20 protein-coding genes are annotated in these 22,861 nt (G+C 74.3%); 10 read left to right on the top strand and 10 right to left on the bottom strand.

What is annotated here, in order from left to right; translation table 11 throughout:
* Nucleotides 1-571: 571 nt before the first annotated feature.
* Nucleotides 572-2,173 carry an ABC-F family ATP-binding cassette domain-containing protein gene (locus tag ACIP93_RS15930; protein WP_401759138.1) on the top strand — a complete coding sequence of 534 codons (1,602 nt, stop codon included), beginning with the start codon at nt 572-574 and terminating at the stop codon, nt 2,171-2,173.
* 123 nt (nt 2,174-2,296) lie between these two features.
* Here the strand turns inward: ACIP93_RS15930 and ACIP93_RS15925 are convergent, their stop codons facing one another.
* Nucleotides 2,297-3,064: a class I SAM-dependent methyltransferase gene (locus ACIP93_RS15925; protein WP_401759135.1), complete on the bottom strand. Its 768-nt coding sequence runs from the start codon at nt 3,062-3,064 to the stop codon at nt 2,297-2,299.
* A 144-nt stretch (nt 3,065-3,208) separates the two neighbouring features.
* On the opposite strand from ACIP93_RS15925, the gene ACIP93_RS15920 reads away from it, so the two are divergent.
* From ACIP93_RS15920 to ACIP93_RS15905, 4 genes are all read left to right on the top strand, one after another.
* Entirely contained in the window at nt 3,209-4,039 is an 831-nt protein-coding gene (locus ACIP93_RS15920; protein ID WP_345218457.1) for an aldo/keto reductase, read from the top strand.
* A 241-nt stretch (nt 4,040-4,280) separates the two neighbouring features.
* On the top strand, nt 4,281-4,775 hold the full coding sequence (locus tag ACIP93_RS15915) for an RICIN domain-containing protein (protein WP_345218455.1): 495 nt from the start codon (nt 4,281-4,283) through the stop codon (nt 4,773-4,775).
* Between the two features lie 118 nt (nt 4,776-4,893).
* Nucleotides 4,894-5,760: a trypsin-like serine peptidase gene (locus tag ACIP93_RS15910; RefSeq protein WP_401759131.1), complete on the top strand. Its 867-nt coding sequence runs from the start codon at nt 4,894-4,896 to the stop codon at nt 5,758-5,760.
* A gap of 167 nt (nt 5,761-5,927) precedes the next feature.
* Nucleotides 5,928-6,791 carry a serine protease gene (locus ACIP93_RS15905; RefSeq protein WP_345218451.1) on the top strand — a complete coding sequence of 288 codons (864 nt, stop codon included), beginning with the start codon at nt 5,928-5,930 and terminating at the stop codon, nt 6,789-6,791.
* Nucleotides 6,792-6,816: 25 nt separating this feature from the next.
* Here the strand turns inward: ACIP93_RS15905 and ACIP93_RS15900 are convergent, their stop codons facing one another.
* Nucleotides 6,817-7,755 (bottom strand): cupin domain-containing protein, encoded by a 939-nt coding sequence (locus tag ACIP93_RS15900; RefSeq protein ID WP_401759129.1) that lies wholly within the window; start codon nt 7,753-7,755, stop codon nt 6,817-6,819.
* Nucleotides 7,756-7,855: 100 nt separating this feature from the next.
* On the opposite strand from ACIP93_RS15900, the gene ACIP93_RS15895 reads away from it, so the two are divergent.
* Nucleotides 7,856-8,692, top strand: a complete 837-nt coding sequence (locus tag ACIP93_RS15895) for an NmrA family transcriptional regulator (protein WP_401759126.1) — start codon at nt 7,856-7,858, stop codon at nt 8,690-8,692.
* 176 nt (nt 8,693-8,868) lie between these two features.
* On the top strand, nt 8,869-9,837 hold the full coding sequence (locus ACIP93_RS15890; protein WP_345218445.1) for a LysR family transcriptional regulator: 969 nt from the start codon (nt 8,869-8,871) through the stop codon (nt 9,835-9,837).
* On the opposite strand, the gene ACIP93_RS15885 is transcribed toward ACIP93_RS15890, so the two are convergent.
* Nucleotides 9,834-10,139: a 4a-hydroxytetrahydrobiopterin dehydratase gene (locus ACIP93_RS15885; RefSeq protein ID WP_401759123.1), complete on the bottom strand. Its 306-nt coding sequence runs from the start codon at nt 10,137-10,139 to the stop codon at nt 9,834-9,836. The two genes, ACIP93_RS15890 and ACIP93_RS15885, sit on opposite strands and share 4 nt — an antisense overlap.
* Nucleotides 10,140-10,246: 107 nt before the next feature.
* On the opposite strand from ACIP93_RS15885, the gene ACIP93_RS15880 reads away from it, so the two are divergent.
* Nucleotides 10,247-11,053, top strand: coding sequence for a helix-turn-helix domain-containing protein (locus ACIP93_RS15880; RefSeq protein ID WP_401759120.1), 807 nt, complete (start codon nt 10,247-10,249; stop codon nt 11,051-11,053).
* Nucleotides 11,054-11,107: 54 nt separating this feature from the next.
* On the opposite strand, the gene ACIP93_RS15875 is transcribed toward ACIP93_RS15880, so the two are convergent.
* The 5 genes from ACIP93_RS15875 to ACIP93_RS15855 form a co-directional block, all read right to left on the bottom strand.
* A complete protein-coding gene (locus ACIP93_RS15875) occupies nt 11,108-12,898 on the bottom strand; it encodes a hypothetical protein (protein WP_401759117.1) in 1,791 nt (596 codons plus the stop codon).
* 266 nt (nt 12,899-13,164) lie between these two features.
* Nucleotides 13,165-14,226: a MoxR family ATPase gene (locus ACIP93_RS15870; RefSeq protein WP_345218439.1), complete on the bottom strand. Its 1,062-nt coding sequence runs from the start codon at nt 14,224-14,226 to the stop codon at nt 13,165-13,167.
* A gap of 104 nt (nt 14,227-14,330) precedes the next feature.
* Nucleotides 14,331-15,704 carry an amino acid permease gene (locus ACIP93_RS15865; protein ID WP_345218437.1) on the bottom strand — a complete coding sequence of 458 codons (1,374 nt, stop codon included), beginning with the start codon at nt 15,702-15,704 and terminating at the stop codon, nt 14,331-14,333.
* A gap of 81 nt (nt 15,705-15,785) precedes the next feature.
* Nucleotides 15,786-17,933 (bottom strand): phage holin family protein, encoded by a 2,148-nt coding sequence (locus ACIP93_RS15860; protein WP_401759743.1) that lies wholly within the window; start codon nt 17,931-17,933, stop codon nt 15,786-15,788.
* 138 nt (nt 17,934-18,071) lie between these two features.
* The gene (locus tag ACIP93_RS15855; RefSeq protein ID WP_401759741.1) at nt 18,072-18,452 is read right to left on the bottom strand and encodes a hypothetical protein; all 381 of its coding nucleotides are present in this window, start codon (nt 18,450-18,452) and stop codon (nt 18,072-18,074) included.
* A gap of 363 nt (nt 18,453-18,815) precedes the next feature.
* Between ACIP93_RS15855 and ACIP93_RS15850 the strand changes: the two genes are divergently transcribed.
* Complete coding sequence (locus ACIP93_RS15850; RefSeq protein WP_401759112.1) at nt 18,816-19,589, top strand: MBL fold metallo-hydrolase; 774 nt, start codon at nt 18,816-18,818, stop codon at nt 19,587-19,589.
* Nucleotides 19,590-19,690: 101 nt separating this feature from the next.
* On the top strand, nt 19,691-20,245 hold the full coding sequence (locus tag ACIP93_RS15845) for a DedA family protein (protein ID WP_401759738.1): 555 nt from the start codon (nt 19,691-19,693) through the stop codon (nt 20,243-20,245).
* Nucleotides 20,246-20,271: 26 nt separating this feature from the next.
* On the opposite strand, the gene ACIP93_RS15840 is transcribed toward ACIP93_RS15845, so the two are convergent.
* Together ACIP93_RS15840 and ACIP93_RS15835 are read right to left on the bottom strand one after the other, a co-directional pair.
* Nucleotides 20,272-21,333 carry an MBL fold metallo-hydrolase gene (locus ACIP93_RS15840; RefSeq protein ID WP_401759109.1) on the bottom strand — a complete coding sequence of 354 codons (1,062 nt, stop codon included), beginning with the start codon at nt 21,331-21,333 and terminating at the stop codon, nt 20,272-20,274.
* Nucleotides 21,334-21,385: 52 nt separating this feature from the next.
* The gene (locus tag ACIP93_RS15835) at nt 21,386-22,663 is read right to left on the bottom strand and encodes an aminotransferase class I/II-fold pyridoxal phosphate-dependent enzyme (RefSeq protein ID WP_401759106.1); all 1,278 of its coding nucleotides are present in this window, start codon (nt 22,661-22,663) and stop codon (nt 21,386-21,388) included.
* Nucleotides 22,664-22,861: the final 198 nt, after the last annotated feature.

Below are 22,861 nucleotides of genomic sequence, written 5' to 3'. Positions count from 1 at the left end.
CCCCCGCCGCCTTGGGCGACGGGCCGCCATTCCCTCCCCCCAGCCCCCTTGGGCGACGGGGCCGCCCCAAGGGGGCGGAACGGGCGGGCAAGGGGGCGGCCCCTCCCGCTCCCGGCTCACCCGGGTGCCGCCCCTGGTTAAGCGCCCGTGCCGGGCAAGCTCCTCTGCAAGGGCCGCGACCCCAGCCCCGGCACCGGACGCCTCAGCCCCGCCCGGCTCGGGCAGAGAGGCCCCGGACCCGCCCCTCTCCCTAAAGCGCTCGCCGCGCGGCCAGGCGCACGGTTCCGTGCAGGAGCGTCGTGGCTGGGCGCGCAGTTCCCCGCGCCCCTGAAGGGGCACCACCCCCGGTGGGAAACGTGCGGGCGCGTCGTGGTTGCTCGCGGCAGTTCCCCACGCCCCTGAAGGGTGGGGAACGTGCAGGCGCGTCGCAGCCGGCCGCGCGGAAAAGTCGGTCGCCCGGGAGCGGGCGTTGCGTTTAGGCTCGGGAGCATGTCTACGCCCCGTGTTTCTTAGCTGAGGACCCCCTCCCACGCCACCCGTGTGTCCTCTCGCTTTTCCGGAGCGTAATTCCATGATCACCGTCCGCGGTGTCGACGTCCGCGTCGGCGCCCGACTCCTCCTGTCCGACGTCTCCTTCCACCTCTCCCCCGGCGACCGCGTCGGCCTCGTCGGCCGCAACGGCGCCGGCAAGACCAGCCTGCTCAACACCCTGGCCGCCCCGGCCCCGCCCGCCGTCGGCAGCGTCGAGCGCACCGGCTCCCTCGGGTACCTGGCCCAGGACTCGCGGGCCGCCGACCCCGCCGTGCCCGTCGGCGAGCGCATCCTGTCCGCGCGCGGGCTGGACCGCGCGGCCCGGGAGCTGCGGGCCGCCGAAGTCGCCATGGCCCAGGCCGGCGGTCCCGCGCAGGTGCGGCGGGCCATGGCCGCCTACACCCGCGCCGAGGCCGACTTCCAGGCCCGCGGCGGATACGCCGCCGAGGCCGAGGCCGCCCGGGTCGCGGCCGGGGTGGGGCTGCCCGGCGACGTCCTGGACCGGCCCGTCGGCGAGCTGTCCGGCGGCCAGAAACGGCGGGTGGAACTGGCCAGGATCCTGTTCGCCGACCACGACACCCTGCTGCTCGACGAGCCGACGAACCACCTGGACGCCGACTCCGTGGCCTGGCTACGGGCCTTCCTGCACTCCTACCGGGGCGGCGTCGTCATCATCAGCCATGACGTCGGGCTGCTGGCCGACACCGTCAACCGGGTCTTCCATCTCGACCCCGCGCGCGGTGCGCTCGACGTGCACAACACCCCCTGGCACACCTACCTCGCCGCCCGCGACGCCGAGGAGCGCCGACGGGCCCGCGAGCGGGCCGCCGCCGAGCGCAAGGCGGCCGCCCTGCACACCCAGGCCGACCGGATGCGGGCCCGCGTCTCCACGGCCGTCGCCGCCAAGAACATGGCCCGGCGCGCCGACAGGCTCCTCACCGGTCTGGCCCCCGTGCGGCGCACCGAGAAGGTCGCCCGCATCCGGCTGCCCGAACCCGTGCCGTGCGGGCGGACGCCGCTGGGGGCGATCAGCCTGACGAAGGCGTACGGCGGCCGGGAGGTCCTGCGCGGGGTCGACCTCGCCGTGGACCGGGGCAGCCGGCTCGTCGTGCTCGGGCTCAACGGGGCCGGCAAGACCACCCTGCTGAAGGTGCTCGCCGGGCAGGTGAGCCCGGACTCGGGGCGCGTCGTGCACGGGCACGGCCTGCGGCTCGGGTACTTCGCGCAGGAGCACGACACGCTGGCGGCGGCCCGTACCGTACGGGAGAACCTCGCGTCTGCGGCCCCGCACCTGGACGACGGCGAGGCCCGGCGGGTGCTCGGGGCGTTCCTGTTCACCGGGGACGACGCCGACAAGCCGGCCGGGGTGCTGTCGGGCGGTGAGAAGACGCGTCTGGCGCTCGCGGGGCTGGTGCACTCGGGGGCCAATGTGCTGCTGCTCGACGAGCCGACCAACAACCTCGACCCGGCGTCGCGCGGCGAGGTGCTGGGGGCGGTGGACGCGTACCCCGGCGCGATCGTGATGGTCACGCACGACGAGGGCGCGATCGAGGCGCTGCGGCCGGACCGGGTGCTGGTGCTCCCGGACGGGACCGAGGACCTGTGGGGCCAGGAGCACCTGGGCCTGGTGTCCCTGTCCTAGATCCCCTAGGTGTCCTGGACATCGGGCGCACCGGGCGTGCGCCTGTCGTGGGCGTGCCCCGTCCGGGCAGAGGTGAGGGGGTGAGGGGCGGCCTCCCGGGGGCCGCCCCTCACCCGCCGTTCCTCACGCGGGCTTGCGGGCCTCGATCAGGAAGCGTGCCGTGTGCGCCACGAAGGAGCCGTCGCGGCGGATCAGCGCGTCCATCTCCCGCAGCCGGTCCCGGTACTTCTCGACCGTGAAGCCGGGCACCATCCAGATCACCTTGCGCAGGAAGTAGACCACCGCCCCGATGTCGAAGAACTCCGTACGGAGCGACTCCGACCGCAGGTCGACGACCTCCAGGCCGGCTGCCTCCGCCTCCTCGCGCGCGGTCTCCGGTCGGCGCCCCAGGCGTGCCTCGGGCTGCGGGCCCAGGAAGAACTCGACGACCTCGAAGACGCTGGCGGGGCCGACGTGCTGGGAGAGGTACGTGCCCCCGGGGGCCAGTACCCGGGCGATCTCCTCCCACCACGCCTTCACCGGGTGGCGGCTGGTGACCAGGTCGAACGCGCCGTCCGCGAAGGGCAGCGGGGGCTCGTCCGGGTCAGCGACGACGACCGCGCCCAGGGGGTGCAGGAGGCGGGTGGCCTTGGCCACGTTCGGCGGCCAGGACTCGGTGGCGACCATCACCGGGGGCAGCTTCGGCGCCCCGGCGAGGACCTCGCCGCCGCCGGTCTGGATGTCCAGGGCGGCGGACGCGGTGGCCAGGCGCGCACTCATCTGCCTCTGGTATCCCCAGGAGGGCCGCTGCTCGGTGGCGCGGCCCTCCAGCCAGGAGAAGTCCCAGCCGTCGACGGGCACGGCGGCTGCCTCGGCAACCAGCTCGTCGAACGTACGATTTTCAGTGCTCATATGTGGATGATCGCTATATTGCTGGAGAAAAGCCATCGTGTGGCGACAATCGGCCGGACCGGGACGACCAGAGCGGGAATGCCCGCCCGGCGATGATCGTTGACCACGGAGAAGCCCCCCGACGACGTAAGGAAAAGTTTCCTCGTGAGCAAGGTCCCCTCCCTGACCCTCAACAACGGCGTCGAAATGCCGCAGCTCGGGTTCGGCGTCTGGCAGGTGCCGGACGACGAGGCCACGGCAGCGGTGAGCACGGCTCTGGAAGCCGGTTACCGGAGCATCGACACCGCCGCGATCTACGGCAACGAGGAGGGCACGGGCCGTGCGCTCGCCTCCTCCGGGATCGCCCGTGACGAGCTGTTCGTCACGACCAAGCTGTGGAACGACAAGCAGGGGTACGACTCCGCCCTGCGCGCCTTCGACGAGTCGCTCGGCAAGCTGGGCCTGGACTACGTCGACCTGTACCTGATCCACTGGCCGGTCGCCCAGCGGGGCGCCTTCGTGGACACCTTCAAGGCCTTCGAGAAGATCCTCGCCGACGGGCGCGCCAAGGCCATCGGCGTCTCGAACTTCCTGCCGGAGCACCTGAAGACGCTGCTCGCCGAGACCTCGGTCGTCCCGGCGGTCAACCAGATCGAACTGCACCCCCAGCTCCAGCAGGGCGAGTCGCGCGCCTTCCACCAGGAGCACGGCATCACGACCGAGGCCTGGTCGCCGCTCGGCCAGGGCAAGGGCCTCCTGGAGGTCCCGACCGTCGTCGCGGTCGCCCGCAAGCACGGCAAGACCCCGGCCCAGGCGGTCCTGCGCTGGCACCTCCAGCTGGGCAACGTGGTGATCCCGAAGTCCGTGACCCCCTCGCGGATCGCGGAGAACATCGACGTCTTCGACTTCGAGCTGGACGCCGACGACATGGCGGCCCTCGCCGCCCTGGACGAGGGCAAGCGCCTGGGCTCGGACCCGGCGGTCTTCGGCGCCTGAGCGCGCCGGGGGGCTGTCGACGCCCGAGTGCCGTCGCCCGGCCCCTCGCCCCCCGGGCCCCGTCGCGGGGCCCGTAAACGCAGGTCACCGCCTCCGGTCCGCTGATGCGGGCCGGGGGCGGTTCAGTTGCGCTCCGGGCATGCGGACCGCGCCGTCCGCACCCGTGCCGAGCCGCTGCGGGGACGGCGACCGCGCCGGGGGAGAACGGCGACCGTACGAGGGCCGTCGTACACTCCCAGGCATGGTTCGTCCCACCCCGACCGCGCTCAGCCCCTCGTCGGGCGCCTCCTCGCCGGCCGACTGCCTCCTGCGCAACGTCGGCAGCGGGCTGCTCCTGGAGGTGCGCGGCGGCGCGAAGGGCAGTGGCGCACCCGTTCAGCAGGGCAGGGACAGCGGGTCCGACGCCCAGCGGTGGACGCTGACCCCGGTGCACGAGGGCAGCGGGCTGCACCACGTGGTGAACGCGGCCAGCGGCAAGCGGCTCGACGTCGCGGGCGCCAAGCTGGAGAACGGCGTGCGGATCCAGCAGTGGTCGGCGAACAACTTCGGCGCGCAGGAGTGGATCGTCGAGCGGCACCCGGACGCGCCGGGGCGGGTGAGCCTGGTGAGCTGGATCAGCGGACTGCTGCTGGAGGTCGCGGAGCGCAGTACGGCCGACGGCGGGCGGGTGCAGCAGTGGGAGGACACCGACTCGCCGTTCCAGTGGTGGCAGGTGGAGCCCGTACCGGCCAACTGATGGGCGGAGTACGGCTGTTGGCGGCCCAGGCGATGGTTCCTTTCGGGCAGGGCCCTTGCCCGGCGCGGGCGGACCCTCCAAGAATGCCCCTGACATTCGTCGCTGGAGGGGAACGCGCATGAGAAAGCCTTGCCTCGGTGCACTGCTCGCCCTGGCTCTCCTGGGAGCCGGTGCGGCGCCCGCGGTCGCCGCCACGGACCGGGCCGCCAACAGCCCGACGGCCCGGCACCGGCCCGCGCCGGTCGACTTCGCCGGGACCGTCGCGCTCAGCAACTGTTCGGGCTCCGTGGTCCGCCTGCCGCAGTCCCGGCCGGACGATCCGGCGCTGGTCCTGTCCAACGGGCACTGCATCACCGAGCAGGACATGCCCGGCGCGGGCGAGGTCGTCCTGGACCTGCCGTCGAAGCGGACGTTCGCGCTGCTGAACGCCAAGGCGGAGAAGGTCGCCACGCTCACCGCGAGCAAGCTGGCGTACGCGACGATGACCGACACGGACATCGCGCTCTACCGGCTCACCGAGAGCTACGGGCAGATCCAGCGGAAGTACGGGATCAAGCCGCTCCGGCTGAGCACGCAGCACCCGCGCGAGGGCCGCGCGATCACGGTGGTCTCCGGGTACTGGAAGAAGACGTACGGCTGCGACGTCGACGGCTTCGCGTACCGGCTCAAGGAGGGCGAGTGGACCTGGAAGGACTCCGTCCGCTACACCTCCGGCTGCCGGACCATCGGCGGCACCTCCGGCTCCCCGGTGATCGACAACCGCACCGGCAAGGTGGTCGCGGTGAACAACACCGGCAACGAGGACGGTGAGCGCTGCACGGTCAACAACCCGTGCGAGGTCGACAGGCGAGGGAAGGTGACGGTGCGTCAGGGCATCAACTACGCCCAGCAGACGTACGGCATCGCCGCCTGCGTCGGGCGCGACAGCCAGGTGGACCTGGACCGGCGCGGCTGCCGTCTGCCGGAGCCCGCGCGTACGCGGTAGGGGCGGGGCGGTTCCGTTGCGGCACGACGAGACCTTCACCTCGCGTGCCGCAACACGCACAGCAGCCTCACAGAGGCCCTCTTGTCCGCCCTGCGGAATCCCCGAACAATGCCCATGACAAACCGGGCCGCTCGGTCCGGTCATACAGGCACGGAGGGGACCCCCACATGAAGAAGCCTCTCGTCGGCGCTTTTCTCGCCACCCTGCTCGTCGGGGCGGGCGTGGCACCCGCGTTCGCGGCCACCGGCCAGGACGCGGCGCCGGCCACGGCCGAGGCGTCAACAGGAGCCAAGGTCAAGGCGGTTGACTTCGCCGGAACGGTCGCGCTGAGCAACTGTTCCGGTTCGGTCGTGCGCACAGCCGCCTCGCAGCCGAACGACCCGGCCCTGGTGATGTCCAACGGCCACTGCCTGGAGACCGGTTTCCCGGCTCCCGGCCAGGTCGTCGTCAACAGGGCCTCGTCCCGCACCTTCTCGCTGCTCAACGGCGCGGCCCAGAAGGTCGGCACCCTGCGGGCCAGCAAGATCGCGTACGGCACGATGACCGACACGGACGTCTCGCTGTACCAGCTCACCAGCACGTACGCGCAGATACAGAACCAGTACGGGATCAAGGCGCTGGAGCTCAGCGCGGCCCGCCCGGCGCAGGGCACCGCCATCACGGTGGTCTCCGGGTACTGGAAGAAGACGTACGGCTGCAACATCGACGGCTTCGCGTACCGGCTGAAGGAGGGGTCCTGGACCTGGAAGGACTCGGTGCGTTACACCTCCGCCTGCCAGACCATCGGCGGCACCTCCGGCTCCCCGGTGCTCGACACCAACACGGGCAAGGTCGTCGCGGTGAACAACACCGGCAACGAGGACGGCGGACGCTGCACGGACAACAACCCGTGCGAGGTCGACGAGGCCGGGCGGGTGACGGTCCGCCGGGGCATCAACTACGGCCAGCAGACGTACAACATGGTTCCGTGCATCACCGCGGGCAGCAAGATCGACCTGAACCGGCCGGGCTGCGGGCTCCCCAAGCCGTAATCCCCGGTGCGCTCATGACGTGACGTCAGCTCGCAGCGGATCTCCGGTGCTGTTGCGGGCTGACGCCGCGCACCCGCTTGAAGGCGGCGCTCAACGCGAACGACCCGCTGTAGCCGACCTTCCTGGCCACCGCCTCCACCGTCGCGTCCGTGGTCCGCAGCAGGTCGGCGGCGAGACTGAGCCGCCATCCGGTGAGGTACGCCATCGGGGGCTCCCCCACCAACCCGGTGAACCGGCGGGCCAGTCCGGCCCGGGAGACGCCGGCCTCGCCCGCGAGGGAGGCGACGGTCCACGGCCGGGCGGGCTCGTTCTGCATGAGCCGCAGCGCCTGCCCGACGACGGGGTCCCCCATCGCCCGGTACCACGCGGGCGCCTCGGCCTCCGGCCGGGAGAACCAGGCCCGCAGCGAGGCGATCAGCAGCAGGTCCAGCAGCCGGTCCAGATACACGCTCTGCCCGGGCTCGTCCCGGCTGATCTCCTCCTCCAGCACCGGCAGCAGCGGGCAGCGCCACACCTCGGCGGGCAGGTACGCGAGCGGCGGCAGGGCGTCCAGCAGCCGCTGCCCGACCTCGCCGCCCAGTTGGTACGTCCCGATCAGCATCACGGACTCGCCGTCGGTCCGGTCGCCCCAGGTCCGCACCCCCAGTTGCATGGACTCCGCGAGCGGCGCCCCGAACCGTGTGCTGCACACCCCGCCGGGCCCGATCCGCGCCCGGACCGGGCTCGCGGGAGTGTCCGCGCAGGTGTACGGATCGGGGCCGCGCGCGATGGCCAGGTCACCGGGGCGCAGCAGCACGGCGTCACCGCTGTCCGGCATGACCCAGGCGGCCGAGCGCGTCATGCACATCAGGGTGAGCGGAGCCCGGTCCTCGATGCGGATCGACCAGGGCGGGTCGAGCACGGCCCGCAGGAGGAAGGCGCCGCGGGCCCGGGGCCCGTCGAGCAGGCCGGCGAGAGCGTCCATGTCCGCAACTCTAGCCATGGGGACGGAGGTTGGACGTACGCGTATGCGCATGAGCCTGTCGAGCATGTTCCGTCCAGCTCGGCGGCGCGAGGCTTGGGCCATGACGACGAACGAGAACGTGAACACGGTGTTGGTGACGGCGGCCTCCGGCAAGACGGGGCGCCGGGTCGCGGAGCGGCTGACGGCGCGCGGCCTCGACGTGCGGGCCGGGTCCCGCACCGGCGCGGTCCCCTTCGACTGGGAGGACGAGAAGACCTGGGGTCCGGCGCTGGCGGGCGCGGACGCGGCGTACGTGACGTACTACCCGGACCTGGCGGCGCCGGGCGCGGTGGCGGCGATGCACGGCTTCGGCCTGGCGGCCGGGGAGCAGGGCGTGCGGCGGCTGGTCGTCCTCTCGGGCCGGGGCGAGCCGGAGGCGGTCCGGGCGGAGAACGCGCTCCGGGAGGCCTGGGGCGACCCCTCGGGCCTGACGGTGGTCCGGGCCGCCTTCTTCGCGCAGAACTTCAGCGAGGGGGCGCTGGCCGAAGGGGTCGCGGCCGGCGAGATCGCCTTCCCCGCCGGGGACACGGCGGAGCCGTGGGTGGACGCGGAGGACCTGGCGGACGCGGTCGTGGAGACGCTGGTCGCGCCGGGGCACGGGGGCGAGGTGTACGAGCTGACCGGCCCGCGGCTGCTGACCTTCGCGGAGGTGGCGGCGGAGCTGTCCCGGGCGACGGGCCGGGAGGTGCGCTACGTGCCGGTCACCGTACCGGAGTACGCCTCCGCCCTCCAGGGCCACGGGCTTCCGGCCGGAGAGGCGCAGTGGCTGGCGGGGCTGTTCGGGGGGCTTCTGGACGGGCACAACGCGTCGACGACGGAGGGGGTGCGGAGGGTACTGGGCCGGGCCCCGCGCGACTTCCGCACCTTCACGGCCACCACCTGGCCGACCGCCCCCTGACCGCGACCGCGCCACCGGCCGCCCCTTCCGCCCCTGCCCCGGGGGCGGCGGGGGCGGTCCCGCCGCCCTCGCACGGCTCCGGGGCGGCGGCGGTCCGCGTCCCGGCCGGCAACGGAGTTCCACAGAAGTTCCGCACGTCTCTTGCCGGGGGTAACCCGGGCCCATAACTTGCCGGTATGGAGCTGGAGTTGCGTCACCTGCGGACCGTACGGGCCATTGCCGACGCCGGGTCCCTGACGAAGGCCGCGGCCGCGCTCGGGCTCGCGCAGCCCGCGCTGAGCACCCAGCTCCGGCGCATCGAACGGGCCCTGGGCGGGCCGCTGTTCGACCGCGACCACACGGGTTCCCGGCCGACCCCGCTCGGCGAACTGGTCCTGGAGCGGGCCCGCGTGCTCCTCCCGGCCGTGCGGGAACTCCAGGAGGACGCGGTCCGCTTCGCCAATACCTGGGCGAACCTGGACCGTTTCCGGATCGGCGCCACGCACGGCCCCCTGCTGGGCGGGCTGGTGGACCGGCTGGTCACGGCGCGGCCCGGGGTGCCCGTGACGACGCACACCACCTGGTCGGTGGCGGAGATCAGCGGCATGCTCATCGAGGGGCGGCTCGACTTCGCGCTGATCGGCACGTGCGGCGAGAGCCGTCCGCCCGCGCAGGACCGGCTGCACTGGGAGGTCGTGGGCGTCGATCCGGTCTTCGTGATGCTGCCCGAGAGCCATCCGCTGGTGGGACAGTCCGAGCTCGAACTGTCCCAGCTTTCCGGCGAGTGCTGGACGGACGTGCCCGGCGAGGGCTGTTTCGCGGACTGTTTCACGGCCGCGTGCTCCGGAGCGGGATTCGCACCGACGCAGGTGTACGAGACCGACACGGCGTCCTGTGTGCACCTGGTGCAGGTGGGGCGGGCGGTGGGGCTGTGCCGGGCCACCTTCCCGCCGACGCCGGGCGTCGTCACCCGTCCGCTGGCCGGGGCGCCCCTGGCCTGGCGGCACCTGCTGGGCTGGCACCCGGGCGCCCCCGCCGCGGAGGCGGCGAAGGCGGTGTCCGGGTACACGGGCGTGGCCTACCAGGAGGCGATATCCCGCAGCGCGAGCTACACGCGCTGGCTGGCCTCCTCGCGCAGACCGGGCTTCGGCGCGCCGCGGACCTAGTCCGCCCCGTGCCCCGCCGCGATCTCCTCCACCCGCCGGGCCAGGTGGAAGTCCTTCTCGGTCACGGCCTCCCCCGCGCTGTGGGTGTTCACCGACAGCGCCAGCGTGCGGTGGCCGAGCACCAGCTCCGCGTGGTGGTCCAGCTCGTCCTGGATCTGCGCCACATGGACGACCATCGCGGCCGCCGCGAGGTGCGAGCCCAGCCGGTACGTCCGGGCGATCCGGTCCTCCTCCAGCGCCCAGCCGGGAAGCTCCCGCAACCGGTCCTCGATCTCCTTCTGCGACAACGGCTCCGTGGCCATGGCCGGTCTCCCTTCGTTCCTCGGCTGCCCCGCTCACGGGGTACGGACCAGCTTCCCACCGTCCCGGCCCCGGAGGCAGGCGCCCGGCCTCGGTTACCTTCGTCTGCATGACAACCCTCAGCACCGACACCGGAGTCGGCGTCCTGCTGCGCCACTGGCGCGAGACGCGGCGGCTCAGCCAACTGGAGCTGGCGCTGCGGGCCGACTCCTCGGCCCGGCACATCAGCTTCATCGAGACGGGGCGCGCGCGGCCCAGCGCCGAGATGGTGCTGCGGCTCGCCGAGCACCTGAACGTGCCGGTGCGCGACCGCAACGACCTGCTGCTGGCGGCCGGTTACGCCCCGCAGTTCACGGAGACCCCGCTCGACGACCCCTCGATGGGCGCGCTGCGCGCCGGGATCGACCAACTGCTGCGGGGGTACGAGCCGTACCCGGCGGTGGTCGTGGACGGGACGTACAACGTCATCGCCGCCAACAGCGGCATCCAGGCGCTCCTCAGGGGCGTCGCCCCCCACCTCCTCGCGAGCCCGAACGCGATGCGCCTGGCCCTGCATCCGGAGGGCCTGGCCCCGCGCATCCGCAACCTGCCCCAGTGGCGCGGGCACCTGCTGCACCAGATGGAGCGGCAGATAGCCCTGCTCAGGTCGGCCCCGCTGCGCGAGCTGTACGACGAGGTCGCGGGGTATCCGCTGCCGCCGGCCCACGACGGGGCGGACCGGGAGGCGCAGGCGCCCGAGGCGCACTTCGCGCTGCCGCTGCGGATCGAGCACGAGGGGCGGGTGCTGTCCTTCGTGTCGTCGATCTCCACCTTCAACACGCCCATGGACGTGACGGTCGCCGAGCTGGCCATCGAGACGATGCTCCCGGCGGACCCGGACACCGTCGCCCACCTGCGGGAGCGGGCCGCTCCGTAGCGTCGGCCGCCGGAGCCGTCCGCGGCGGGGGCCTCGCAAGGGGACGCGCGCCGGCTACCTCACCCGGAAGACCGGGCCGCGCGCGGTGAACGGCAGCGACGCGCCCTGCGGGATCAGGAACGCGTGCTCGCGCCTGATCCGCAGGACGTCGGTCCACCCGTCCGTGATGACCAGCAGCGGCGCCGACGCCGGGAAGTCGTCGGCCCGCAGCAGCAGGTCGATGCCCGGCTGGAGCGCGGTCCCGCCGCGCCCGCGCACCTTCACCCGGCCCGCGATCCCGGTGGGCGGCAGATAGCCCGCGTCGTACGGCGCGGCGTCGCAGAACACGACGCGCGCGGCCGGTACGTCGCGGGCCTCGGCGTACGAGGCGATCGCGCCCAGGGCCTTGCCGAGCAGCGTGCGGTCCATCGACCCGGACGTGTCGAGGACGACGCCGAAGGTGCAGCGGGCGGTCTCCTCGGGCGGGAAGTACCGCCCGGCGCGCGGGATGCCGGGGGTGGAGGCCTGCCGCCGCGACGGCCGGGAGTACGTCCGCAGGGCCTGCGGCCGGGGCACGAACTCGTCGAACCAGCGCGCCAGCCGGGCGTCCCACGGCACGGGCGGGTGGCTGAGCGCCTTGATCTCCTCCACCAGCCCGGCGGGCAGCAGCCCCCGCTCTCCGTACGCGTGCAGGTCGAAGCCCCTGGTCAGGCCGCGCCGGTAGAACTCGTCGAGGTCGACGTAGTCGCGGACCTGCCCGATGGGGCGGTCCAGGATGTCGCCGCGGCCCTTCCCGCGCAGGGTGGCGAGCCTCCGCTGCCGCCGCAGGTCGGTGGCGATGCGGTCGTACACCTCCTCGGTCGACAGCCCCTTCAGCGCGGCGTCGTACAACAGCCCCTCGGGCATCTCGCCGACCCGCATCTCGACCAGCCACCCGTTGACGACGTAGTCCGCGGCGACGTTGAAGAGGTACGGGTCCCGCCCTCCGGCGCGCTCGCCGTGCCGCAGGGCGGCGTGCAGCATCTCGTGCGCGAGGACGAAGCGCCACTCCTCGTCCTCGAAGCGCCGCAGCGGGTTGACGTAGATCTCCCCGGCGGTGGCGTCGACGGCGGCGACGGAGATGTCGTGCGTACGGGCCAGCTCGGCGTCGGCGACGACCTCCAGGCCCGCCGCGATGCCGCCGAGCAGCGGGTAGGAGGACACGAACCAGTTGAGCGCGCGGTCCCAGGGGTGCTGGCTCCGCCGCGCCCCGGTCAGGGTGTCGCGGCGGCCGCCCGCGACGTCCATGGCGGCGGAGACGGTGCGGGTGAGGGCGTGCGCGAAGGCGAGCTGGTGGTCGGGGACGGGCTCCCCCCAGAAGTTCCACGGCAGGAGGACCTGGTCGGGCTCGCTGCCGTTGGTCCCGCCGTACCGGAAGCGCTCCGGGATGCCGTCGCGGTGCCAGCGGGCGGCGAGCTCCTCCTCGTCGCTGCCGGGGTAGGAGGCGGCCAGGCCGTCCGGGGCGCGGCCCACGGGCGAGCCGGTCAGGAACCGGTTCACGACGGTGCAGCGGGCGGCGAGCTGGGCGGGGGTGGGCCGGGGCCGGTCGCCCTTGTGGGCGGGGACGTGGCCGAAGCCCAGGTGGAGGAGGGCGTGGGCGAGGGCCCAGGCCCAGTCGCGGGGGTCGGCGCGGTGCTTGGGGTGGGCGTGCAGGGTGCCGTTGGAGTCGACGGAGACGAGGCCGTCGTACGACACCTGGGTGCACTTCTCGGCGCGGCAGACGGTGGCGGAGACGGCGGCGAGGGCCGGGTTGCGCTTGACGAGGGCGAGGCCGGCGGCGAAGGCCTCGGCGGCGGGATCGTTCTTCTGCTTCTTCCCGTTCGGCACGGGGCTCCTTGGGGGCGGCTGAGGCGCGGGGCGGTCAGGGGCGGGGGGGGGGGGGGGGGGGGGCGGCCCAGGGGGGGCGGGGGGTGGGCCAAACCCCCCCCCCCCCCCCCCGCCCCCCCCCCCCCCCCCCCCCCCCCCCCCCCCCCGCCGGCGCCGCCCCCGGGCGCGGCCCGCCCGGGGGCGGGCCGGGCCCCCGCCGGCGACGGCCAAGGGGCTGCGGGGGTTGCCCCTACCGCACCCCCCGCGCACGCCCCCGCCCCCGCCCCTCACCTGCGTGCCTCCACCAGCCGTGGCATGTCGCGGGCCGCCTCGACCAGGAACCACGGCGGAAGCACCGGCTGGCCCGAGTCGTCCTCCGCGATGACCGTCTGCGCGACCTCCACCGAGATCTCCGCCAACTGCACCAGCAGCGACTTCGCCCGGTAGGCGGTCTGCTGCATGCTCGGCGACACATGCGCCCGCTCCGCGGGCAGCTCCTTCGCCAGCCGTCCCCGGAAGGCCTCCGCCAGGTAGTACAGGAGGTCGCGGTCCTCCAGCCGGTTCGGCCACGACGCGTCCCCCTTGAGGATCGCGTCGAGCCCGTACGCATGACGGACGATCTTCGCGTACCCGCAGAAGGACACCGCGTGCGCCGGCGTCAGCGTCCCGTGGGCGACGACCTTCAGCGTCTCCTCGTCCAGGGACGGCCCGAAGGAGTGCAGCGCGTCGGAGAGCATGTGCCAGGAGCGCGGCGTGGAGAAGGGTTCCTCGGTCTTCGGCGCGGGCGACCACAGGTGGTCGGGGCGGTCGCCCAGGTAGTCGACCACCCACGGGTGGATCCCGTTCTCCCCCGCCCACACCAGCCAGTCCGTCGCCGAGGCCCGCAGGTGCACATGGGTGAGCCGGTTGACCAGCGCGGACGCGATCGGACGGGCCAGCGCGTTGTCGGAGGACCGGTTGCCCGCCCCGATGACGATCGACCCGGCGGGCAGCTCGTAGGAGCCGATCCGGCGGTCGAGGATGAGCGAGTAGAAGGCCTTCTGGACGTCGGGCGTCGCCGCGTTCAGCTCGTCCAGGAACAGGCAGTACGGCTCGTCCCGCGCGATCGCCTCCGGCGGGCAGAACACGGACCGCCCGTCCCGGATCTGCGGCACCCCGATGAGGTCCTCGGGCGCCAGCTGCGTACCGAGCAGGCTCACGCACTCCAGGCCCAGCGAGTCCGCGAACTTCCGCACCAGCGAGGACTTGCCGATGCCGGGCGCGCCCCACAGGAAGACGGGCCGGACGGTCGCCAGGCCGAGCAGCAGCTCGGGCATCCGGGCGGGAGTGACGGTGACGGCAGCCTGCACGCGACGGGTCCTTCACAGCAAAGGGGATACGGGGGTGAACGAATGTCCGGTACGCGCCATCATGGGCGTACCGGACATCGGTCCGCATCCGAATTAAGCGCCCGTCAGGCGGCAGCCGCCCGCTTCCTGCGCGCCGACATGACGGCGTACACGACCACGCCCACGAACAGGAAGAGGACTCCCTGGTAGACCGCCGCGTACCCGGATCCGGCGACCAGCCACATCGAGAAGCCCGTGGCCAGCGCGGCGAGTACGCCGTCCCGCACCAGCCGCCCGCGGTCGACCCGCCCGGACTGCCCGGAGATGAGGAAGTACAACTGGGCGGCGGTGGCGAGCAGGTACGGGACCGTCGCCGTGAACGTGGTGACCAGCACCAGGATCTCGAAGACACCGTCCGAGCCCGCCGTGTAGTTGTAGACGGTCAGCAGCGACGCCAGGACCACCGTCACGAGCACGCCGACGGTCGGCACCCCGCGCTTCTTCGTGGCGAAGACGGACGGGAAGAGCCCGTCCTTGGCGGCCGCGTACGGGGTCTGCGCGCTGAGCAGCGTCCATCCGTTGAGCGCGCCGAGGATGGAGATCACGGCGGCGCAGGCCACGACCGTGCCGCCCCAGGTGCCGCCGAACATGTGGTTGACGGCGTCCGAGAAGGGCGCGCCGGAGTCGACGAGCCGGTCGTGCGGGACGTTGCCGAAGACCGACAGCGTGCCGAGCAGGTAGACGAAGGCCGCGCCGAGGGTGCCGAGGACGGTGGCGCGGCCGACGTTGCGCCGCGGGTCGCGCACCTCGCCGGCGCTGACGGCGGCCGACTCGACGCCCAGGTAGGAGAAGAGCAGGATCGCGGCGGACGCGGAGACCGCGCCGACCGCGCCGGAACCGTCGGCCCGGAACGGGCCGAGGTTGTCGGCGGAGAAGGTGAAGAGGCCGCCCACCGCGACCAGCAGCAGCGGGGCGAACTTGAGCACCGTCGCCACGACCTGCACCGCGCCCACGTACCGCGTGCCGGCGAAGTTGGCGGCCGCCGGCAGCCATTGGACGACCAGCGCGGCCAGCATCATGGCGAACTTGGAGTCGCCGAGCGGGACGAGCACGTCGAGGTAGCCGACGGCCGCGACGGCGAGCGCCGCGTTCGACACCCAGGCGGTGATCCAGTAGCTCCAGGCGGAGAGGAAACCGGCGAAGTCGCCGAAGGCCTCGCGGGCGTAGACGTACGGACCGCCCGTCCGCGGGTGCTGGTGGGCGAGCTTGCCGAAGACCAGCGCGAGGCAGATCGCCCCGAGGGTCAGCAGGCCGAACGCGAGGAGGCTGATGGTGCCGAAGGGGGCCACGGACGCCGGCAGCAGGAAGATCCCGCCGCCGATGATGTTGCCCATGACCAGCGTCGTGGCGGCCGGCAGGCCGAAGCGCCGCGCGTGCTTGCTGTGTCCTTCGGGGTGCTCAGCCGGATCCGACTGCGGAGCGGTTCCGGTGTCGTGCATGGGGTGGTGCCTCTCGCCGTACGAAGTGCCCAGGGTCGCCGGGCGACGCCCATGGTCGGGTACGGGGAAGCATGCGCAAAATCACGCCTTTTCATCCTGTACGGCACGGCTTGCCACCGGAAAAACTTCTTCCGCTTCCGCTTCGGGCCGGGATTCCTGCGCGGTGCCGACGGGCACCTGGGGCCCCTGGCATTCGCGCAGCCAGCGGCGGAAGACCTGGTGGAGGGCTTCCGCGCCGACGAGCTCGGCCCCTTCGGGGGCGGGCTGCGACAGGGCGAGCGGCCACAGCAGGAAGGGGCGCGACTGTTCGCCGCCGAGGCCGCCGTGCGAGCCGATCTGCGCCTCGAAGGCGTGCACCCGGCCGGTCTCCGGGTCGTACGAGGAGTTGACCATGATGTCGGCGGCGTGCGGGAAGGCGTCGGTGCGCCGGATCGCGTCGGCCGCGCCCTCGCCGAAGGGCGTCAGCGGGCCCTCGCCGTCGCGCAGTTCGGCCAGCGGGACCTCCGCGCCGTGCCCGCCGAGCACCACCGCGCCGTGCTCCTCGCTCCGTACGAGCAGGAAGCCGACGCCCGGATGACCGGCCAGCATGCGCAGCAGGGCGGGGTGGCGGCGGTCGATCTCCTCGCGGGAGGCACGCCCCTCGATGTCGGGGAAGCTGATCAGGCCGAGGTTGCCGGAGGCGAGCACGACCGGGTCGGAGTCGTCCGACCCGGCGGGGCGGGAGAGCGCCGCCTCGTTGAGGTCGACCGGCCGGTGCAGCACCGTACGGACGGCGTCGCGGGCCTCGGCGCCGCTCCTGGTGCGCTGGGCGCGGCGCGGGACGGGCAGCCCGCAGCTCGCGCGCACGTAGTCGCGCAGGGTCAGGCCGAAGCGGGCCTCGAAGGTCTCGCCGGGGCTCTGGCCGTGGTCGGAGAGCAGCACGATCCGGTAGGCGCGCGGGGCGTGTTCGGCGACCCCGGCGATCAGTGCGAGCGAACGGTCGAGGCGGCGCAGGATCGCGTCGGCGTCCCGGCTGCGCGGCCCGGAGTGGTGGGCCACCTCGTCGTACGAGACGAGGTCGGCGTAGACGGCGGTGCGGCCGGAGAGGACGTCCCCTATGACGGCGGCGACCACGACGTCGCGCTGGACGACCGTGGCGAAGGCCCGGATGAAGGGGTAGAGGCCGCCGCGCCCGACGCGCGGGCTCTCCTTGCGCAGCCGCGAGCGGACGGAGGAGTGGATCTCGCGGCAGACCTCGGTGACGAAGGACATGGCGGTGCGGACGGCGTTGGCGGGGTCGGAGAAGTACGCGAAGTACCCGGCGCGGGAACGGTTGCTGGGGCCGCGGCGGGCGGCGATGGACAGGACCAGGGCGAGCTGGTCGGCGCCGCCGGAGAAGAGGTTGCCGCGGCTGGCGCCGTCGTAGGTGAGCAGGCCGCCGTCACCGGTGCGTTCGATCGCCCGGTGCTGGAGCTCGGCGGTGCTGGCCGGGCTGGAGCACACCATGGTGCGCCCGGTCTCCTTCTCGTACCAGCGGAAGGCGGGCACGTCGTGGTTGGTGCCGTGCAGGATGCCGAGCTGGCTGGCGCCGGTCTGGCTGGACCAGTCGGTGCGCCAGGCGGTGAGCCGGTGGCTGGGCAGGGCGCCCTCGACCAGGGCGGCGACGGTCGGCATCAGCCCTCGGTCGAGGGCCCGCTTGAGCGTGTCGTGGCCGAGGCCGTCGAGCTGGAGGAAGACGGTGCCGGGCATGCCGTGCCGCCCGGCGTCCCGCCCGCCGCCGCGGCGGCGCAGCGCCAGCCGGGAGAGCCTGCGCCGGTAGGCCTCGTCGTCGCGGACGGCGAGCGCGGTGGAGGTGGCCGAGGCGACGGCGGACATGACGGCGGCGACGACCACCGCGGTCTCCGGGTCGGCCTTCCCGTTGCCCTCGGGCAGCACGCTGAGCGCGGCCAGCAGCAGCGAGCCGTTGATGAAGAAGGCGAGCAGCCCCAGCACGAGCGCCGGCACGAGGAGCAGCGCGCGCACCACGAGGGGCCACACCAGCGCGGACAGCAGCCCGAACGCACCGGCCGCCCACACGGCCGTGAGGGCGACGTCGGTCAGGGACTGCGAGTCGTCGCCCTGGAGCTGGAACTCCGGGAGGATTCCGGCGAGCGCCAGCAGGGTGAGCGTGGACACCGCCCAGACGGTGGTCACGCGCAGCAGCGTGCCGCCCGCACGCCAGCCGATTCTTCGCCAACGCCGTTCGGCCACCACGCCGCGCCCACCCCTGTCGGTCGTCCTCGGCCCCCCGGTGCTGCTCGGGCCCCTGCTGTCCGGCCAGCCTGTCACAGCGGGCGGGCCGCGCCCGGTACGACCCCGTCACGGCGGGACGCACCGCCCGTGCGGGCGTCAGCAGCCGTCATAGCCGGCCGTGGGCATGGACAGCCTGCGGTGCACCCCGGCCTTCATGGCCGCGCTGTAGACGGGTTCGTCGAGCCCGGCGGTCTCCAGCCGGACGCCGCGCCGCTCGCACTCGGCGAAGAAGTCCGCGACGGAGCGCACGGCGCGGTCCAGGACGCGTTCGTTGGCGGTGACGAAGAAGTCGGCGTGCCCGGCGTCGATGTCGGCCCACAGGGCCCGGTGGTCGTGCGGCAGCGCGTGCACGACGAGTTGGCGGGTGAGGACGTACCCCTTGTCAGCGGCCCAGCGGGCGCACATGGCGTGCTGGCTGCGGGTGTCGACGAGGAAGGGGTCGCGGTCGAGCTCTTCGAGGGGGGTGAGACTGGCGATGACGGCGACCCGGACGTCCGCACGGGGCGGGGCGCCCGCCGCCGGGGCCGCTTCCGCCGGGACTGGGGCCGCTTCCGCCGGGGCCGGGGCCGCCGAGTCCGTGGTCGTGCCCGCCGAGTCCGTGGTCGTGCCCGTCGGGTTCGCGGCCGTGCCTAACCCGGCCGCGCCCGCCGTGCCCGCCGTGGCCGTGTCCGCCGCCGAGGAGTGCGTACGCGACTCGTCCATGACCCGTCCCCTTCGCCGCTGTCGCCGCCGACCCTACTCCGGTCCCCCGGGTGGCGAGGAGGAGCGCACGGGTGGCGCGGCGCGTCCGAAGGAGCGCCGTAGGGTGGTCCGCACGTCGCGGAGGGAGGGCGCATCACTGTGAGCAGCGCCGGAACGGTCATCACCTGGTGGGGCCATGCCACCTGCACGGTCGAGGACTCCGGGGTGCGCGTGCTCACCGACCCGCTGTTCGTACGCCGCTTCGCGCACCTGCGGCGGCGCAGGGGCGCGCTGCCGACCGCCGACGCCGCCCGCGCCGACGTGGTCCTCATCTCCCATCTGCACTCCGACCACCTGCATCTGCCCTCCCTGGCCCGGCTGCCCGCGGGCACGCTCGTGGTGGTGCCGCGCGGGGCGGTGCGCGCGGTCCCGGCGCTGCGCCGCCTGCGCACGGTGGAGGTGTCCGCGCGGGACAGCGTCCGCGTCGGGGCGCTCACCGTCCGCGCGGTGCACGCCGAGCACGACGGCCGCCGCCTCCCGGTCGGCCCGCACCGCTGCCCGGCGCTCGGGTACGTCGTCGAGGGCGCCTCCTCGACCTACTTCGCGGGGGACACGGGCCTGTACGACTCCCTGGCCGAGGCCGTGGGCCCCGTCGACACGGCGCTGCTCCCGGTCGGCGGCTGGGGCCCGAACCTGGGCCACGGCCACCTGGACGCGGGCCGCGCGGCGCAGGCCCTGGCGGCGCTGGCCCCCCGGCACGCCGTGCCGGTGCACTACGGGACGTACTGGCCGATCGGTCTCGACGCGGTGCGGCCGCACGAATTCCACGCGCCGGGAGCCGAGTTCGTCCGCAAGGCGGCGGTGCTCGCGCCCGAGGTGGCCGTGCACCGGCTGGAGCACGGCGAGAGCGTGCGGACGGCGGACGGCCGGTGAGCGGGGGCGGACGGGTGCCGGCGCGGTGGGTGCTGGACGTGGCGCAGGCGGTGGACGTGCAGGTGCCCGCCGAGGCGACCCAGCAGGCGCTCGGCTACCCGATGCTCTTCGCGCTGGTGGTGCTGGGCGCCCTGGTGCCGGTGGTCCCGACCGGCGCGCTGGTCAGCACGGCGGCGGTGGTGGCCCTGCACCAGAACGTCCCGGCGCTCTCGCTGGCGGTCGTCTTCCTGGTCGCGGCCTCCGCCGCCTTCGTCGGCGATCTGTCCCTGTACTGGCTCGGGGTGCGGGGCGTCCGCTCCGAGCACGGCTCGAAGTGGCTGGACGCGCTGCGCAAGCGGGCCCCGCAGCACCGCCTGGAGCAGGCCCGGAACAAACTGGAGAACCACCGCTCCCAGGTGCTCACCCTCTCCCGGCTGGTCCCGGCGGGCCGGATACCGGTGATGCTGGCCTGTCTGCTGGCGAAGATGCCGCTGCGCCGCTTCGCCCGCGGGGACGTGCCGGCCTGCCTGGCCTGGGCGGCTGCCTACCAGTTGATCGGGGTGCTGGGCGGCAGCCTCTTCGCCCGCCCCTGGCAGGGGGTGGCGGCGGCGATCGCGGTCACGCTGCTGATCAGCGGTGTGCCCTCGCTCTGGCGCAGGGTGCGCCGGTCCGCCTGAGGACCGCTTCCAGGGCCCGGCGGGGGTCAGTCCAGGACCTGCGAGGCGCCCACGCCCAGGTCCCAGAGGTCCTCGCGGGGCCGGCCCGAGGCCGCCCAGGCCGCGCGGACCCGGGTCAGGGGTTCCAGCACCGGTTCGGCGGACAGGACGAAGGTTCCCCAGTGCATGGGGGCCATCCGGCGGGCCCCCACGTCGCCGCACGCCCGCACCGCCTCCTCCGGGTCCATGTGCACGTCCTGGAGCCACCACCTGGGGTGGTACGCCCCGATGGGCAGCAGCGCCAGGTCGATCCCCGGATGGCGCTCGCCGATCTCCCGGAACCAGTGCCCGTACCCGGTGTCCCCCGCGAAGTACACCCGCTGCCCGGCGCCGTCCGACAGCACCCAGCCGCCCCACAGCGTCCGGCAGGTGTCGGTCAGCGACCGCTTGCTCCAGTGGTGCGCGGGCACGAAGTCCAGCCGTACGCCGCCGAGTTCCGCCCCCTCCCACCAGTCCAGCTCGGTGACCCGGGTGAACCCCCGCCGGCGACACCAGCGCGCCAGCCCGGCCGGTACGAACAGCGGGGTGTCGCGCGGCAGCCGCTTCAGGGTGGGCGCGTCGAGGTGGTCGTAGTGGTTGTGACTGATGACGACGGCGTCCACGGGCGGCAGGTCCGCCCAGCGCACGCCCACCGGCGTGACCCTGGGCGGCGTCCCGAGGATCTTCCGGGACCACACCGGGTCGGTGAGCACGGTGAGCCCGCCGACGCGCACCACCCAGCTGGCGTGCCCCGCCCAGGTGACGGCCACCGCGGGGGCGTCCACGGCCGGCAGCGGCCCGGGCTCGTACGGCAGCCGGGAGACGTCCCGCAGGCCGTCGCGCCCCGGCCGGATGGCCTTCTCGCGGGCCAGCCGGGCCAGTGCCCGTACGCCCGGGAGCGGGGCGGTGAGGCGGTCGGCGAAGGTGCGGGGCCAGGGGGCGGTGCGGATCTCGCCGACGGGGCGGGTGACGGGGGCGGGCGCGGCCGTCCGGGGGTGTTCCGCGAGGCCGCCGGGGGTGCGGCCGGCGGAGCGTTCCGGCGGGTCGGTGAGTTCGGTCTGTTCCGTCATCGAGAGGCTCCGTTCGGTGGCGTGCAGCGGTACCGCGGCCGGGGTCCGCGCGTCATGTGCGGCGGGCGCGGCCCAGTTCGGCGAGGGCCGCCGCCAGGTGGTTCAACGCTTGCTCGGGATGCGGCAGTTCAAGCGGGTCCCGTGCCCTCAGGGACTCGGTGCGCTGCGCGGGGGTTGCTCCCAGCAGCGGCGCGGTGGACAGCCGTACGCACAGGGCCCCCGGCGAGTCGCCGAAGCGGTGGCCGCCGGGGACGGGGGTGCCCAGGCGGGCGGTGAGGTACTCCTCCAGCTCCGTGGAGTCGGTGACGCCGCGCTCGGCGAGCCCCGCGCGCAGCGGCCCGAGGTCCGCGTAGAGGTGCCGCCCGGCGACCGGCGGCAGGGCGAGCGCCCCGGCGTCGAGGACCGCCCGGTGCAGCGCGCCCTGGACGCGGGCGTGCAGCGCGGCGGCGACGGCGGCCCGCTCGACGACCGGCCCGGGGTCGTCCAGGGCGTACGCGGCGGCCTCCGCGACCGGTGCGGGGACGGTCGCGCCGAGCGCGGCGAGCACGTCGAGGGCGCGGGCGCGCAGGGCCGCGCCCGCCGCGGTGGCGGGCACCCGGGCGACGGCGACGGGCCAGGTGGCGGGGGTGAACGCGCCCGCGAGGTCGGAGAGCACGACGACCTGGTCGGGGAACATCTCGGCGGGGCTGAAGAAGACCGTCTCGCGGGGCCGGTGCACGGTGTCGCGCCAGGTCTCGTCGCTGACCACGGTGAGCCCCTCGGCGACCGCGACCTCGCAGACGGCGCGCACCGTCCCGGGCGGGGCCAGGGTGGCCGTCGGGTCGTCGGGCACGGACAGCAGCAGGAGCCGGGGCCGACCGCCCTCGGCCCGTATCCGCGACACGGTCTCCAGCAGGGCGTACGGATCGGGTACGCCGCCGCACTCGGCCGGTGTCGGCACGTGGAACGAGGAGCGCACCCCGGCCAGCAGCCGCACCTGGGCGGCCCACCAGGCGGGGCAGGGCCGGGGCAGCAGCACCTCGCCCCCGGCGGCGGCCATCAGGGCGAACAGCAGCGGCGGCCCGCCGGGGGCGGCGAGCACCGCGTCGGCCTCGACGCCGATGCCGCGTCGCCGCCAGTGGCCGACGGCGGCGGCGCGCAGGGCCGCGCCGCCGCCGGGCGGCTCGCAGCCGGTGCGCCCCACGGCGGCGGCCAGCACGTCGGCGAGCTCCGGCAGGACGGGCAGCCCGGGGTCGGGAGCGGGCGGCCCGTGACGGACCCGCCCGCGCTCGGCGGCCTGGGCCCGCCCTTCCGCGGCGCGCGCGGGGTCCTCCGGAGCCGTCCGCTGCATGCCTGAAACCTCCGCCGGGTGCCGGGATCACGTCGCCAGGACTTCCGCCCTGACCCCTTTGCCCTTTATACGTAGCTCTGCGGCGGACCGCCTCCCGTACGGGAGGCGGTCCGCCGACGGCACGGCGGCAGACATGGTGCGGGGGGGGGGGGGGGGCTCGGGCCGCCGCGCCCCACCCCGGGGGTGGGGGGGGTCCTT

This window comes from Streptomyces sp. NPDC088745 (assembly GCF_044751045.1).
GTDB lineage: Bacteria > Actinomycetota > Actinomycetes > Streptomycetales > Streptomycetaceae > Streptomyces > Streptomyces cremeus.
This window is presented reverse-complemented; position numbering and strand designations above follow the sequence as displayed.